Source organism: Streptomyces sp. NPDC051776 (assembly GCF_040681345.1).
In the GTDB taxonomy this organism is placed as follows: domain Bacteria; phylum Actinomycetota; class Actinomycetes; order Streptomycetales; family Streptomycetaceae; genus Streptomyces.
The window spans coordinates 1-14,896 of the sequence record NZ_JBFAYQ010000035.1 but is presented as its reverse complement, the minus strand read 5'-3'; the positions used below and the strand labels follow the sequence as shown (position 1 = coordinate 14,896).

Annotated in this window: 14 protein-coding genes; 4 read left to right on the top strand and 10 right to left on the bottom strand. The window is 70.8% G+C overall.

All coding sequences use genetic code 11. The features are described from left to right. Positions 1-185: 185 nt before the first annotated feature. The 4 genes from AB0M26_RS23705 to AB0M26_RS23690 all read left to right on the top strand — a co-directional run bounded on the left by AB0M26_RS23705 (position 186) and on the right by AB0M26_RS23690 (position 6,173). Positions 186-2,417, top strand: coding sequence for a SpoIIE family protein phosphatase (locus tag AB0M26_RS23705; RefSeq protein ID WP_365263825.1), 2,232 nt, complete (start codon positions 186-188; stop codon positions 2,415-2,417). Between the two features lie 122 nt (positions 2,418-2,539). Then, a complete protein-coding gene (locus AB0M26_RS23700) occupies positions 2,540-3,355 on the top strand; it encodes an SAM-dependent methyltransferase (protein ID WP_365263824.1) in 816 nt (271 codons plus the stop codon). Between the two features lie 724 nt (positions 3,356-4,079). Beyond that, the gene (locus tag AB0M26_RS23695) at positions 4,080-5,066 is read left to right on the top strand and encodes a right-handed parallel beta-helix repeat-containing protein (RefSeq protein WP_365263823.1); all 987 of its coding nucleotides are present in this window, start codon (positions 4,080-4,082) and stop codon (positions 5,064-5,066) included. A 42-nt stretch (positions 5,067-5,108) separates the two neighbouring features. Beyond that, on the top strand, positions 5,109-6,173 hold the full coding sequence (locus AB0M26_RS23690) for a methyltransferase (protein WP_365263822.1): 1,065 nt from the start codon (positions 5,109-5,111) through the stop codon (positions 6,171-6,173). 189 nt (positions 6,174-6,362) lie between these two features. Here the strand turns inward: AB0M26_RS23690 and AB0M26_RS23685 are convergent, their stop codons facing one another. The 10 genes from AB0M26_RS23685 to AB0M26_RS23640 form a co-directional block, all read right to left on the bottom strand. Continuing rightward, on the bottom strand, positions 6,363-7,763 hold the full coding sequence (locus AB0M26_RS23685; protein WP_365263821.1) for an acetyl-CoA carboxylase biotin carboxylase subunit: 1,401 nt from the start codon (positions 7,761-7,763) through the stop codon (positions 6,363-6,365). 4 nt (positions 7,764-7,767) lie between these two features. Further along, positions 7,768-8,403, bottom strand: coding sequence for a biotin/lipoyl-containing protein (locus AB0M26_RS23680; RefSeq protein WP_365263820.1), 636 nt, complete (start codon positions 8,401-8,403; stop codon positions 7,768-7,770). Beyond that, entirely contained in the window at positions 8,400-10,121 is a 1,722-nt protein-coding gene (gene accD, locus AB0M26_RS23675) for an acetyl-CoA carboxylase, carboxyltransferase subunit beta (RefSeq protein ID WP_365263819.1), read from the bottom strand. Before accD ends, AB0M26_RS23680 begins: the two co-directional genes overlap by 4 nt. Positions 10,122-10,154: 33 nt before the next feature. Then, a complete protein-coding gene (locus AB0M26_RS23670; protein ID WP_365263818.1) occupies positions 10,155-10,490 on the bottom strand; it encodes a TcmI family type II polyketide cyclase in 336 nt (111 codons plus the stop codon). Positions 10,491-10,639: 149 nt separating this feature from the next. Then, on the bottom strand, positions 10,640-11,125 hold the full coding sequence (locus AB0M26_RS23665) for an SRPBCC family protein (RefSeq protein WP_365263817.1): 486 nt from the start codon (positions 11,123-11,125) through the stop codon (positions 10,640-10,642). 1 nt (position 11,126) lies between these two features. Beyond that, positions 11,127-11,384 carry an acyl carrier protein gene (locus AB0M26_RS23660; RefSeq protein WP_365263816.1) on the bottom strand — a complete coding sequence of 86 codons (258 nt, stop codon included), beginning with the start codon at positions 11,382-11,384 and terminating at the stop codon, positions 11,127-11,129. A gap of 35 nt (positions 11,385-11,419) precedes the next feature. Beyond that, positions 11,420-12,670, bottom strand: coding sequence for a ketosynthase chain-length factor (locus tag AB0M26_RS23655; RefSeq protein WP_365263815.1), 1,251 nt, complete (start codon positions 12,668-12,670; stop codon positions 11,420-11,422). Then, the gene (locus AB0M26_RS23650) at positions 12,667-13,935 is read right to left on the bottom strand and encodes a beta-ketoacyl-[acyl-carrier-protein] synthase family protein (protein WP_365263814.1); all 1,269 of its coding nucleotides are present in this window, start codon (positions 13,933-13,935) and stop codon (positions 12,667-12,669) included. Before AB0M26_RS23650 ends, AB0M26_RS23655 begins: the two co-directional genes overlap by 4 nt. Next, a complete protein-coding gene (locus tag AB0M26_RS23645) occupies positions 13,932-14,366 on the bottom strand; it encodes a cupin domain-containing protein (RefSeq protein WP_365263813.1) in 435 nt (144 codons plus the stop codon). The genes AB0M26_RS23650 and AB0M26_RS23645 overlap by 4 nt, the downstream gene beginning before the upstream one ends. Positions 14,367-14,471: 105 nt before the next feature. After that, positions 14,472-14,729 carry a hypothetical protein gene (locus AB0M26_RS23640; RefSeq protein ID WP_365263812.1) on the bottom strand — a complete coding sequence of 86 codons (258 nt, stop codon included), beginning with the start codon at positions 14,727-14,729 and terminating at the stop codon, positions 14,472-14,474. Positions 14,730-14,896 lie beyond the last annotated feature (167 nt).

The window sequence follows — 14,896 nt, the reverse complement described above, 5'->3', positions numbered from 1 at the left end:
ACCGGACGGAGTCCGGCGGTGGCCCCCCAGCCTCATGCCCCGCCCTCGCTCCCGACGCGGTCCGGCAGCCGATGTGGTGGGCCTCACATGCGCAAATGCCTCGCGAAAGGATCAAAGGTGCCGTGAAGGGCCTTGTGAGACCATGTACGCGAGGCCGTCCGCCCATGCATGTGCGGAGCACCTTCATGATGGATCACGGTCACCGGCGGTCACTGCACGCCGGACGCAGACAGCGATCGCCCGGGCCGCAGACCGTTGCGCAGGGCCCGGACGTGGCGCTGGCCGCCGTGCTGCGCCCGGCAGTTGACCGCCTCCGGGCGAGCAGCGCCATCACCTATGTCCCCGTCGAGGGAGGCAGAGCGCTGTCCGCGGCTGTCGTGGTCGGCGGTCCGCTGTCCATCTTCACGACCGTGGAGCGAATGTCGGTCGATGACGAGAGATATACGGCGGCGCAGGCGAAACGCACCGGTAAACAAGCAGTGCTCTCCCACCCGGAATCCCTGAATCTCCCGTCCAGACTCGACGTGACCATGCCTTTCTCGTACACGGTGGTGTCCACGCCGGTGCGGGCATTCGGCCGTATTTCCGCGGTGCTCACCATGCTCTGGGTGCCCCCGCGGGGGCCGCGCGAGATTCCGTACGAGGAATTGTCCTATTGCTCGGGCGTGGCGGCGGACCTCGCGCGCGAGCTGGAGAGGATCGGAGAACAATACGTCGCCGTGCGCGGGGCGTCGGCCCCGGTATTCCTGCTGCCCGAACACCGGCAGACCTCCGACCGGGACGAGTACGCGGATGCGGAAGCCTCGGGTGTGTCGCTCCTCTACCACGTGTACAAACTGGCGTCCGCGCTCGCGGAGGCCTCGCGGCTGACCGATGTGATCGAGGCCGTGGTCAACCGCATCATGGAGCCCGTCGGCGCACAGCGCATGGCCGTCCTCACCTTCGACGCCGGGCGACCGTATGTGGTGGGGTACGCCGGCTATCCGCCGGAAACGATCCGCCCGCTGACCCGGGTGTCCCCGGGCGGCGACGACGCCGACCAGCACGTTCCGGCGCCCGAGGAGCCGCTGTTCCTCGAGGACGGGAGCGGCCCGGCCCGGGCGAGTCTCGGCCCCTTCGCCCAGGACATGGAGGCGAGCGCTCTGCTGCCGCTCATCAGCGGGGGCCAGCGGATCGGAACCCTGGTACTCGGCTTCGCCCTCGCCCGCCGCTTCGGCGCGGAGGAGCGGTCGGCCCTGGTCACCATGGCCGGGCTGCTGGCGCAGTCGCTGGAGCGCGCGCGCCTCTTCGAGGCCGAGCACGCCTTGGCCCAGGGCCTGCAGCAGGGTCTGCTTCCGCACAAACTCCCGCATATCGCCGAACTGGACACCGCCGCCCGCTACTTCCCCGCCGCGGCCGGGGGATCGGTGGGCGGTGACTGGTACGACGTCCTGACTCTGCCGGACCGGAAGGTCGGACTCGTCGTCGGGGACGTCGAGGGCCACAGTCCCACTGGTGCCGCCGTCATGGGCCAGATCCGCAGCGGCGTACGGGCCTACGCAGCCGAGGGCCACGGCCCGGCCGATGTGCTGGGCCGGACCAGCCGGCTGCTCGCGGAGCTGGGCACCGACCTCTTCGCCACCTGCTGCTGTGTGTGGATCGACTGCGCCGCCGGCACCGCCGAGGTCTCCTGCGCCGGCCATCCCGCCCCGGTGATCTGCAGCCCCGGCGGGCACGCGGTGACGCCTGACATACCGACCGGCGTCCCGCTCGGCGTCACACCGGACATCCCGTACAGCTCCGGCGAAATGGTGCTGCCGCCGGGCACCATCCTGGCGCTCTACACCGACGGCCTGGTGCACTCGCACACGCTGGATCTCGCGTCGGGCATGCGGCGCGTCGGGGATGTCCTGCACGACGACGACGGCCAGCGCCTGGAGGAGCTGGCCGACCGGCTCACCGCCATCACCGGCGGCGAGGCGAGGCGACGCGACGACGACGTCGCTCTGCTGCTCGCGCGCTACGACGGTGCGCTCCCCGGCACTCAGCGCCGAGTGACCCGGATGTCCGTCCAGCGCCACGACTTGAAGGCCGTCAAGGAGGTCCGGCGCTTCGTCAACAATGCCCTGCGGCACTGGGGACGGGTCGAACTGTGCCGTGAAACCGAGCTGCTGACCACGGAGTTGGTCACCAACGCACTGATCCACGCCGACAGCGACGTGGACGTACGGCTTCGTGAGTACCCCGACCGGATACGGGTGGAGGTACGGGATTCCGACCCCCGGCCGCCCATGCCCGCGCCCATCACGCTCACGGACGAGGCGGACACCGATTCCGAGCACGGCCGCGGCCTCGTCATCGTCGAGACCATGGCCGCCGCCTGGGGCAAGTCACCAAGCGGGCGCGGCAAGTCGGTGTGGTTCGAGGTGAGCGACTGACGGCGCCACCGGCGCACGGGCCCCGCCGACGCCGTCGGCCCACGGCGAAGAGCCCAACTCGGCCCGCTGGCATGGCCGTTCCGCGGAGAGGCATGATGAAGGCAACAGTCGGGAGGCGGAACGTGACCGAGAACGGCGGGGGACCGGCGGATCTGGCCAGGAGCGCGGGAGGGCTCGCGCACAACGCGCGGGTCTGGAACTACTGGCTGGGGGGCGAGGACTACTACCTGGTGGACCGTGAGGTCGGTGACCGGGTGACTTCGATGTACCCCAGCATCGGCGAGGTGGCGCGGGCCGACCGGGCGTTCCTCGGCCGCGCCGTGCGGTATCTGGCCGGTCAGGCCGGGATCCGGCAGTTTCTGGACATCGGTACCGGACTGCCCACGGTCGACAACACCCACGAGGTCGCGCAGCGGGTCGCGTCCGAGTCACGCATCGTCTACGTCGACAACGACCCGATCGTCCTGGCCCACGCCCGCCGCCTGCTCACCGGTTCCTCCGCGGGCGCGACGGACTACGTCGACGCGGACGCCCACGACCCGGACACGATCCTCAGGGCCGCCGCCCGGACACTGGATCTCGACCGTCCCGTGGCCGTGATGATGCTCGGCATCCTCAACTTCATCCTCGACACCGCCGAGGCCGGCGCCATCGTCGACCGGCTGCTCGATGCCATGCCCCCGGGCAGCCACCTCGTCGTCACCCACCCGACGCTGGAGCTGGGAGGCGAGGCGAACGCCGAGGCCATGCGGTTCTGGAACGACAACGCCACACCCCCGATCGTCGCCCGCGGCAAGGAGGACCTGGCGCGTTTCTTCGCCGGGCTGGACATCCTCGAGCCGGGGATCGTCTCCTGCGCCCGCTGGCGGCCCGATCCCGGAGGCCCTGCCGGAGCGGAGGAGGTGGCCCAGTACGGCGTGGTGGGCCGCAAGCCCTGAGGGACCGCCGCGCGCACCGCATCGCCGGACCGCCGTATCCGGGTCCCGAGCGGATCGCGCCGTACGGCGCTGAGCGGCTCGTTGGCGTGCGGGGCCTGGGCGGCTTGTTGCCTACGGTGCCGAGCGGCTCCGTAGCGTGCGGGGCCTGGGCGGCTCGTTGCCGTACGGGAACTGAGCGGCTCGTTGCCGCACGGGCCCCGAGTGGACCGGGTGCGGTACGAGACCCTGGCGACCGGTTCGGCGGTGTTCCCCTGAAGCCGTTCGGGTGGCATTGCGCGCCTCGTGGCCCCCGACGGGTGTCGCGAGGGAGTGTCACACCGTTGGCCTCATGTGACCGTCCCCGGTGTTCGACCCTGGTTCCTGCCGCCCAGTCTCGCGGCGTGGCTCACGGCAGAGATGCCGGGCGGGCCGACCGCTCCCGAGCCGCGTGCGGATCGGGGCTCCGGTCCGCAGCCCGTCGCTCCGCCGGAGAGCGGGGAGACCGGGAGCGAAGAGCGGGGTAGGACGCCGTCGCCCTAGATGCGCATGGCTCACAGCCGCATACGGTGCGCACCCGTTCGACTACGAAATGTGGCGAGCCGTCCAAATCGGCAATAACTTCGCTTTCATGACAAAACGCCATGTTAAGTGTCTCGGTTGGACCACCGCCGTCATAGTCACAAGTCTGGGCGCAGCCGCGCCCGCGGAAGCCAGCGCCGCGCCCAGCGCGCGCCACACCACGCACGTGGTGCGCCCCGGACAGTCGATCCAGCAGGCGGTCGACCGTGCCAGGCCGGGCGACACCATCTTCATCAAGCCCGGTACGTACCGCGAGAGCGTGCTGATCACCACCTCGGATCTGACGATCCGGGGGGCGGGCCCGGACACCGTACTGACGGGTGCGAACCGCAGCAAGTCCGCCCGGCGGTCCGTCAGCACCTGCGCCGCCGACGGCAATGGCATCTGTGTCATCGGCCGGGCCAGCCGTCCGGTCGCGGACGTCAGCATCCGCGATCTGACCCTCACCGACTACAGGAAGAACGGCCTGTGGGCCTCCCGGACCGACCGGCTGAGCGTGACCCGGGTCAACGCCCGGACCAACGGTCAGTGGGGTCTGGCCCAGGAGTGGTCGACCCGCGGCCGGTTCCGTGCCAACGTCGCCCGGGACAACAAGGAGTCGGGCATCTTCATCGCCAACACGGTCGACCGTGAAGGCGGAGGCCTGGACACCAGGGGCGCACGGGTGACCGGCAACCGCCTTGTGGGCAACCGGATCGGCGTGACCCTCCGCCGCGTCAGGAACCTCGCCGTCCAAGGCAACCGGATCAACGGGAACTGCGGCGGCGTGTTCGTCGTCGGCGACGAAGGCACCCCGCCGGCCGGTGACATGACCATCCGCTACAACGTCGTGGAGCGGAACAACCGGTACTGCCCCGGCAACAGCCGCCTCCCGTACATCCAGGGTTCCGGCATCGTGCTCACGGGCACCGAGAAGACGCTGGTGACGCGGAACGTGGTCCGCAACAACCGCGGCGAATCCCCGCTGTCCGGCGGCATCGTCCTGTTCAAGAGCTTCGTGGGCGCCCCCAACGAGCGCAATGTCATCAGCTACAACGTGGCGCTCGGCAACCGGCCCGCGGACCTGGTCGACCAGCAGCCGGGGCACAACAACCGGTTCATCAACAACGTGTGCCTGGTCTCCAAGCCCGCCGGCCTCTGCCGACTCCCGTAGCGGGGATCCCGGAGCGGGCCTCACCGGAAGAATGGAAGCGGAATGACCACCGTAAGTCCCACCCCCTCGCCGGCCATGCGACTGCGGGAGCTGGTGTTCGGGGCGGCATGTGCCGCGGCCGTACGGGCCGCGGCACGCCTGGGCGTCGCGGACGCCCTGGACGACGAGCCCGCCGAGGCGGAGGAGCTGGCGGCTGCGATCAAGGCCGAGCCGCAGCCGCTGCGACGGCTGCTCCACACCCTGTCCTGCTACGGGATCTTCGAAGAGACCGGGGACGGGCGGTTCGTTCACACGGACATGTCCAGGATGCTGCGGGACGACGCGCCGAACAGCCTGCGCTACATCGCCCTGTGGTGCACGGAGCCGTGGACCTGGGACGTCTGGCCCCGGCTGGACGAGGCGGTGCGGTCCGGGAAGAGCGTCTTCCCGGATCTGTACGGCAAGGAGTTCTTCACCTACCTCCACCAGGACGCGCCCGAGTCGGCCCATGTGTTCAACCGGGCCATGACCACCTCCAGCAGGCAGTCCGCGGAGGAGGTCGCGGAACTCCTCGACCTCACAGGGGTGACCTCGGTCGTCGACATCGGAGGCGGCCAGGGGCACGTCCTCGCCAGTCTGCTGGAGAGGCATCCGGAGCTGTGCGGGACGCTGCTCGACCTGCCCGAAGTGGTGGAGAACGCTGACCCGCGGCTCAAGGAGGGTGGCCCTCTCGCTTCCCGGGCCCGGATCCTTCCCGGCGACTGCCGCCGGGAAGTGCCGGTACAGGCGGACATGTACATCATCAAGAACATCCTCGAGTGGGACGACGACAGTACGCGCAGGACCCTGCGGAATGTCGTCGGCGCCGCACGCCCAGGGGCTCGCGTGGTGGTCATCGAGAACCTTGTCGACGACACCCCGTCGATGCGGTTCACGACCGCCATGGACCTGCTTCTGCTGCTCAATGTGGGCGGTGCGAAGCACACCCGGGAAAGCCTGGTCGGCCGGATGACGGATGCCGGTCTGCAGGTCGGTGCGGTGAACCCGGTCAACGCGTATCTGCACGCGCTCGAGAGCACCGTGCCGGCGGGTGAGCGCGGCCGGTCACGGGAGTTGAGCGACGTATGAGGTGATACGAGGTGAGCGGGAAGAGGCCGGGTGCCGGAGAGGATCTCTCCGGCACCCGGCCTCTTGTCTGCGCCGCGAGAACTGCCCGGCGCAAAGTCTGCGCCCGCGAGAACGCAGGGGAACGCGGGATCGAACGCGGTCGCGGTGGAACGGGCGGCCGGGCCGCAACCGGCTCCGATACGGGCTGCGCTAGGCCGCGCTCGGCGCGTCCGCCGCCCCGCCCTCGTGCCGCTCGCCCTCCTCGGCGTCGAGCATCGTCCCCACCAGTCCCGTCGTGTGCTGTGCGGCGCGGAACTCAGGGCGCGCCAGCGTCCGCCGCAGGAAACCGATCGTGGTCCGTACGCCATGACCGTCCACGCGGAACTCCTCCAGGGCGCGGTCCATACGGGCGATCGCCTGCTCCCGGTCCGGCGCCCAGACGACGGTCTTCGCCAGCAACGAGTCGTAGTCCGGTCCGACCAGCCAGTCCGGGAAGCTGTGCGTGTCCACCCGGACGAACGGTCCTCCGGGCGGCACGAATTCGGTCAGGCGGCCCGGGGTGGGGGCGAAGCCACGAAGCGGGTCCTCCGCGTTGACGCGGCACTCCATCGCCGCACCGCGCGGTGCGATGTCCTCCTGGCGCATGCTCAGCGGCAGGCCGGCGGCGATGAGGATCTGCTCCCGGACGATGTCGATCCCGGTGAGCATCTCCGTCACCGGATGCTCCACCTGAAGCCGGCAGTTGATCTCCATGAGATAGAACTCGTGGGCCGGTGTCACGACGAACTCGAACGTGCCGGCTCCCACGTATCCGGCGGCCAGGGCGCCCCGTACGGCCGACTCGCACATCTCCGTGCGCAGTTCCGCCGGCAGATTGGGTGCCGGCGCCTCCTCGACGAGCTTCTGGTGCCGGCGCTGGACCGAGCAGTCGCGCTCGCCGAGGTGGACCGCGGCACCGTGCCGGTCGCAGAGGACCTGGACCTCGACATGGCGAGCGTCCTCGATGAACCGCTCCAGGTACACCCGGTCGTCGCCGAAGACCGCCCGCGCGTGCGCGCGCGTCTCGCGGTACGCGGCGAGCAGTTCGTCGGGGTCGCGCCCGACCGCCATGCCCCGCCCGCCGCCGCCGGCAACAGCCTTGAGGATCACGGGATATCCGGTCTGCTGGGCGATCTCCTTGGCCTCCGCCGCCGTGGCCACCGCGCCGGTGCTGCCCGGCAGCACCGGGAGGCCCGCCTCCGCCATGGCCGCGCGCGCCTCGGCCTTGTCGCCGAGCCGCTGGATGACCTCCGGGGAGGGGCCGATGAAGGTGATGCCGCATCCTTCGCAGATCTCAGCGAAGTCGGGGTCCTCGGACAGGAATCCGTAGCCGGGGTGGATGGCCTGGGCGCCGGAGAGCTTGGCCGCCTCGATGATGGCGGGCGCGTTCAGATAGCTGGCTTTCGAGGGCGAGTGGCCGATGTGCACCGCCTCGTCGGCGAAGCGCACCACGGCCGAGTCGAGGTCCGCTGTGGAGTACACCGCCACCGTTCTGATGCCGAGTTCACGGCAGGCCCGGGCGATCCGCAGGGCGATCTCGCCCCGGTTGGCGACGAGCACGGTACTGAACATTGGATCAGGCCTCCGCCTCTGACAGCGACTCCAGGGCGACAAGGCGCTGCTGGAACTCCACCGGACATCCGTCCTGGACCAGCAGCTCCACGACCCGTCCGCCCGCCTCGGCCTCGATGGTGCTCATCATCTTCATGACCTCGAGAATGCCGATGGGCTGGCCGGGCCTGACCGTGTCGCCGACCGAGACGAACGGCGGGGCCCCCGGCTCCGGTGCGTGGTAGAAGGTGCCGACCGTCGGTGCCATCAGATACGTCAGGTCGTCGACCGCCGGGACTCGTCCGGCAGTTGCGGCCCCGGCGGCCGTGGCAGCCGTGGAGGCTGTTGCGGCCGTGGCGGCTCCGGTGGCGGACTGCAGCGAGGCCGGCGGAGCGACCGTCTCCGGGCTCGGTCCGTCCGGCGGCGCCGGGGCTGCTGCGGCCGGGTCGGGCCACTCCATCTCCACGGTCATATGGCCGTGCTGAAGCTTGATCTTCAGCGGGGGCCTCGGTGCGGCCTTCGCCAGCTCCATCACGCTGTGGCAGACGGACTCCAGGTTGGCGTGCGCGAGGGGCGTGAGGTCGGCGCCTGCAAAGCCGTTCCCGGTGAACGGCACGCGCTGACCGTTCTCATGATGCTCCTTCTTGGCGTCCAGCGTCACGATGAACCTCCTCCGGTTCCGACGGGAATGCTCGCCTCGACACCGAAGCGGTCGAACCGGCTTCTCCGTTCACGGATCAGCCGGCCCGGCTCCCATGGGGTGAGCTCGTCCATGGCCGTGTGCAGCGCGGCGCCCAGCAGCGTGGCCGCCTTCGTGTGGTCCTGGTGGGCACCGCCCACCGGTTCCGGAACGACGCCGTCGACGATGCCCATGCGCAGCAGCTCGCGCGCGTCCAGGCGCAGAGCGGCCGCTGCCGCCGGTGCCGCGTCCGCCTGCTTCCACAGGATGGCCGCGCACCCTTCGGGGCTGATCACGGAGTACACGCCGTTCTCCAGGACGAGCACCCGGTCCGCCACGGCCAGGGCGAGCGCCCCGCCGCTGCCGCCCTCGCCGATGAGTACGGCGACGACCGGTACGCGGAGGCGGGACATCAGCCGCAGATTCTCCGCGATGGCGTTGGCCTGGCCGCTCCGCTCGGACTCCGGGCCGGGGTTGGCGCCCGGGGTGTCGATCAACGTGACCACTGGCAGGCCGAGTTTGTCGGCCATCCGCATCAGCCGGGCCGCCTTGCGGTAGCCGGCCGGGGTCGCCATACCGAACTGGTGGTGCTGCCGCTCGGCCAGCCCAGGGCCGCCCTTGTGATGCCCGATCAGCATCACCGGGCGCCCGCCGAGGCGGCCGGGGCCTCCGACGATCGCGGTGCAGTCCGCGGCCAGCCTGTCGCCGTGCAACGCGTGGAAGTCGTCGAGCAGTTGGTCCGCGTAGTCGAGCGAGGTGGGACGGTTGGGGTGCCGGGCGAGCCGGACGGCGTCCCATGCCTCCCTCTGGTGCACCTGGTCGGCGTCGCGGACGATCGCCCCTGGTTCTGCGGGCGGGCGATCCGCGTCCGGGCGCCGAAGAGACCCGAGGGACAGCAGCCGGGCCAGGGTCGGACGCAGGGCCGACCGGGGTACGACATCGTCCACCATGCCGTTTTCCAGGAGGAATTCGGCGGTCTGGAAGCCCTCCGGCAGACGCTCTCCCGTCGTCTGCTCGATCACCCGCGGCCCCGCGAAGCCCAGCCGGGCACCCGGTTCGGCGATGATCACGTCGGAGAGCGTGGCGAAGGACGCCGCCACACCGCCGTACGTGGGGTCGGTGATCAGCGAGATCGTGAGGACGCCCGCCTCGTCCAGCTCCGCCATGGCCTGGGACGTCTTGGCCATCTGCATCAGCGACAGCACGCCCTCCTGCATACGGGCGCCGCCCGACGCGGTCACCAGCAGAAGGGGGGTACGCTCGCGCAGGCTCGTGCGGGCGGCCTCGGCGATCAGGGCGCCGACTCCGCACCCCAGACTGCCGCCCAGAAAGCGGAAGTCCATCGCGGCGACGACCACCGGCCGGCCCTCGATACGGCCCCGTACGCAGATCACGGCCTCCCGCAGACCGGTCGTGGCCCGGGCGTCCTCGAGCCGCTCCGCATACGGCCGGGTGTCGTGGAACCCCAGCGGGTCGTGCAGCGGCTCCACATGCGCAACCGGGGATGCGGAACCCGGATCCAGCAGCTGGTCCAGACGCTCGGGCGCGGTCAGATGGGCGTGCCAGCCGCAGTCCGGGCACACGCTCAGCGTTCTGCCGAAGCGCTTGCCGTACACCAGGCCGGCGCAGCGCGCGCACCGGACCCACTCCGGCGGTCGCTCGGCCGGCGGGTCGGCCGGTCGGTCGTCGTAAAGCACCATGTCGGGCGTACCTCCAGGCTCTCCGGCTCCACGTCACGCGGTTCCGTCGCGCTCCCAGCGGTAGAACTCACGTGCCATGGCGTCCTTGGGGCTGCGCCAGGTCGCCGGGTCATAGGGGTTGATGAAGGCCGAGAGCCTCTCGCTGATGCCCCGGAACTCCGGGTGGTCGACCATCTTGGCGACGGCGGGGCCGGGCGGTCGGTCCGCCTCGATCAGGTGCATGTACACATCACCGAACTGGAACAGGCTGCGTCCGGTGACGCCGACCAGATGCGGCAGCTCACCGCGGTCGGACGCCGCGAAGACCTCGGCGATGTCCTCGGCCGAGTCCTGCGACATACGCGCGACGATCAGTGCACGGTGCTGCATGAAGGGTCCTCACCTCGTCTGTACGGGCCTGCTGCGGAAGTGACGGCATGCTGCGTACGGGCCCCGGAGCCCGTGCGGGCCCCGGGGGGAGCGGGACCGGCCGGCGGCTCCGCGCGGAAGGGGTGCGGTCGCCGGCCGGTCCCGCTGGTTCAGTTGGGAAGGACGGGCGCGCCGTGCACACCGCGTTCGCGGGCGCGCTGCTCGATCTTGTCCCGGATGAGCTCCATCTGGATCTTGGAGTTCCGGTTGATCATGTCCGTCATCCCGGCGTCGTCGACCGGTGCCTCGGGCCGCATCGCGAAGTCCTGCGTCCAGTGCATCCGCGTGCCGCCGGGCACCTCCGCGTACTCCCACTTGATGTCCATGTGCTTGAACGGGCCCGGCTCGACGCGGCGCGCCTTCACCTTGAGTCCCTTGCGGTCCATCGTCCGCTCCGAGACCCAGGACCAGACCTTGCCGTTCTCGTCGGGGTGCATCGTCAGCCGGAAGGTCGTCTTCTGACCCACACGCTTCATCACTTCGACCGACGCGTACTCGCTGAAGAGCTGCGGCCAGTTCTCCAGGTCGTTGGTCATCTCCCAGACGAGGTCCAGGGGAGCGGCAATCGTGATCTCGTTCTCGGTATGTCCGGGCATCTCAAACTCCTGAGGTCAGTGCACTGTTGACGAGGTTGATGAAGTCCCGCGGGGTCTTGCTCTTCTCGGCGTCCTGGGGCATCGGTACGCCGTACCGGTTCTCCAGTTCGCCGACGATGCCGAGGAGGCCGAGCGAGTCCAGGCCGTATCCGGCGAAGGTCGCGTCCGGCTCGTTCTCCAGCTCCCTCGGATCGACGGTGAGGCCGGCGCCGGACTTCATGAGCGCGGCCAGCTCGTCGAAGGTCAGTTGAGCGGTCATGACGGTTTCTCCTTCTTCGTGAGTCGCGACGGTTCTCAACGGGGGGTGTCGGCGGCATGCCGCAGCACGAGCGCGGAGTTGCTGCCCATCAGTCCGCGACTGAGCACCAGCGCCGTACGGAGTTCCGCGACGCGAGCGACGCCGGTGACCAGATCGAGGTCGTGGCACACCTCGACGACATTGGGGGTGGGCGGCACGACACCGTGCTCCATCGCCAGGGCCGCGGCCACCGTGTCCAGCACGGGAGCGCCGCAATAGGCCCTGCCCGTACCGGTCTTGGGCGCGGTGACCGGCACGCGCCGCGTGTGGGTGCCCAGTGCGTCCGCGATCGCCAGCGCCTCCGCGCGGTCCGCCTCCGGTACGCCGAGCGCATCCGCGAACACCACGTCGACGTCCTCCGCCGCCAGCCCCGCGTCGTCCAGCGCCAGCCGGATCGCCTGGGCCAGCCCCTCGCGCGACTGCTCCCACCGGCCCGCGCCGGTGAAGGTCGCGGCGTGCCCCGCCACGACCCCGCGGACCCGGGCGCCGCGCCCGCGGGCCACCGACTCCTCCTCGACGACGAGCATGCCGCCGCCTTCGGCCGGGACGAACCCGCAGGCGTCGGCCGTGAACGGCAGATAGGCCCGCGCCGGGTCACCGGACCGGCTCAGGTCGTTGTAGCCGAGCTGGCACACCATCGAGTACGGGGCCAGCGGTGCCTCGGCCGAACCCACGACGACCGCCTGGGCGCCGTTGCGGATGATCCTGCTCGCATGGGCGAACGCGTCGAGACCGCCGGCCTCGTCGCTGCACACCACACCGCACGGCCCCTTGAAGCCGCCGCGGATCGACACCTGGCCGGTGCTCGCCGCGTAGAACCAGGCGATGGACTGGTACGGGCCGACGTACGTCGACCCCTTGCCCCACAGCCGCTGCAGTTCCCGCTGGCCGAACTCGCCACCGCCCGAACCCGCGGCGGTCACGACCCCGACGGCGAACGGGGAGCCGCCGTGGTCGGCCTGGTGGAGCTCGGAGTCCTCCAGAGCGAGATTGGCCGCGGCCATCGCGAAGTGCGTGAACCGGTCGGTCTGCACGAGGAAGCGCTCCTCGATCAGCAGCGCCGGGTCGAACCCGCGAACCTCGCCCGCGATCCGGAGCGGCAGGTCCTCGCACCCTTCCCGGGTGACCCGGTCGAGGATGCTCACGCCTTCCCGGGTCGCCTTCCAGAAGGCGTCGGTGCCGACCCCGTTGGGGGCGACGACGCCGATGCCCGTGACGACCGAACGGCGCTTGTGCTGGGGACTCATCCTGTCCTCCCGCCTTCTCTCGTCATGACCACGGCGGACTGGAAGCCGCCGAATCCGCTGCCGACCGAGAGCACGGTGCGCAGCGAGAGTTGACGCGCGGTCCGGGGCACGTAGTCCAGGTCGCACTCCGGGTCGGGCGTCTCGTAGTTGGCGGTCGGCGGCACCACTTGGCGGTCGAGGGCCAGGGTGCAGGCCACGACCTCGATCGCGCCGATCGCGCCCAGCGAGTGACCCACCATCGATTTGATGGAGCTCATGGGGATCTCGTAGGCGTGGTCCTTGAGCGACCGTTTCACCGCCGCCGTCTCGTGACGGTCGTTCTGCTGGGTGCCGGAACCGTGGGCGTTGACGTAGTCCACGTCCGAACCGTTGATACGGGCGTGGTCGAGGGCGCAGTTGATCGCCTCGGCCATCTCCAGGCCCTCACGGGTCAGCCCGGTCATGTGGTACGCGTTGCCGAAGGTGGCGTAGCCGCGGATCTCGCAGTAGACGGTCGCCCCGCGCGCACGGGCGTGCTCCATCTCCTCCAGGACGAGCACAGCGCCGCCCTCGCCCATGACGAAGCCGTCGCGGTGGGCGTCGAAGGGACGGGAGGCGTGCTCCGGGTCGTCGTTGTTGGGCGACGTCGCCTTGATCGCATCGAAGCAGGCCACGGTGATCGGGGAGATCGGGGAGTCCGAGGCGCCCGCGACGCAGACGTCCATCGTGCCCTCCTCGATCGCCTGGAAGGCGTACCCGATCGCGTCCAGCCCCGAGGTGCAGCCGGTGGAGACCGTCTGCACCGGTCCGCGGGCGCCGATCCGCTCGGCCACCTCGGAGGCCAGCGCGCTCGGCGAGAACGCCCGGTGCAGATGGGGACCCGCCTGCCGGTGGTCCACGTCCCAGCGCTGCCCGGACGAGCTGACCGCGACGTAGTCGTGCTCGAGCCGCGTGGTGCCACCGACCGCGGTGCCCAGGGACACCCCGATGCGCCAGGGGTTCTCCGCCTCGGGGTCGACGCCGGAGTCGCGCAGGGCCTCGTCCGCTGCCACCATCGCGAACTGGACGTACCGGTCGGCGCGTCGGATCGTCTCCTGGTCGAGCCCATGCGCTGCGGGATCGAAGTCGCACTCGGCGGCGATACGGGAGCGGAACCCCTCCGGGTTGAAGAGGGTGATGCCCCGCGTCGCCGTACGCCCGGCCGCGAGCATGTCCCAGAACGCCGGTATCCCGACGCCGCCCGGGGCGACGACGCCGACGCCGGTGACCGCCACGCGGCGGGTCACGAAACCTTCTCCGCTCGTTCGGGCGGACCGGCCTGACCCGTGTCCTCCGTGCCCTCGGTGTCCACGTGGCCGAGTTCCGGCCGCGGGGCCAGCGGGCCGAGGTGGAACACCATGCGGGCCTCGGTGTCACCGATGTTGCGGAACCGGTGGCGCATGTGAGGGGGGATCAGCAGTCCCTGGTCGGGCTTGAGCGGGTGCGGCTCGCCGTCCAGGTCCACCTCGAGCTTGCCGCAGACGACGTACACGAACTCCTCGGAGTACGGGTGGTAGTGCTCGCCGATGCGTTCGCCCGGCTCCATGATGGCCAGGCCCATGAAGCCGCTCGTGGCGCCGACCGCGGTGGGGGTGAGCATGGCGCGCAGATCGCCCCCGCGCCGGCGGTTGGGCTGGGTCTCGCTGAGGTCCACGATGCGTGGGTGGGGCTTGGTCATGATGCCTTCCTCCAGGTGGCGTTGATGCTGACGAGGTTGGGGCGGTGCGGCGGGGTCGCAGGCGCGCCGGAAGGGGGGGCGGTCCCCCGAACGGGGCCGGCAGGTTCAGGAAGCCGGTGCAGGCGTGGTGGCGGGGGCCGGTCGATCGGTGATCATCCGCATGTCCGCGTGGGCGATGAAACGCGTGATCTCGCGCTCGGTCCGCAGCTCGCCGCAGCCGCTGGTCTCGATGAGCCGGCCGAGGACCGGGGCTTTGAGCGGGCCGGAGACTCCAAGGATCGAGGACGCGGCCGAGTCCAGGGGCGCACGGCAGTCCATCAGCCGGACAACGATGTCATCGCGCTGGTAGACGGTGCTCGCCACCACAGGGCTGTCGGCGTCGTCGATCGCCTGCTCGTCGTGGGGGGGGGGGGGGGGCGCCCCCCCCCCGCCCCCCCCCGGGGGGGGGGGGGGGGGGGGCCCGGGGGGGGGGGGGGGGGGGGACGCCCCGGCCCCCCCGCCCCCCCCGGGCCCCCGGGGGGGCGCGGGGC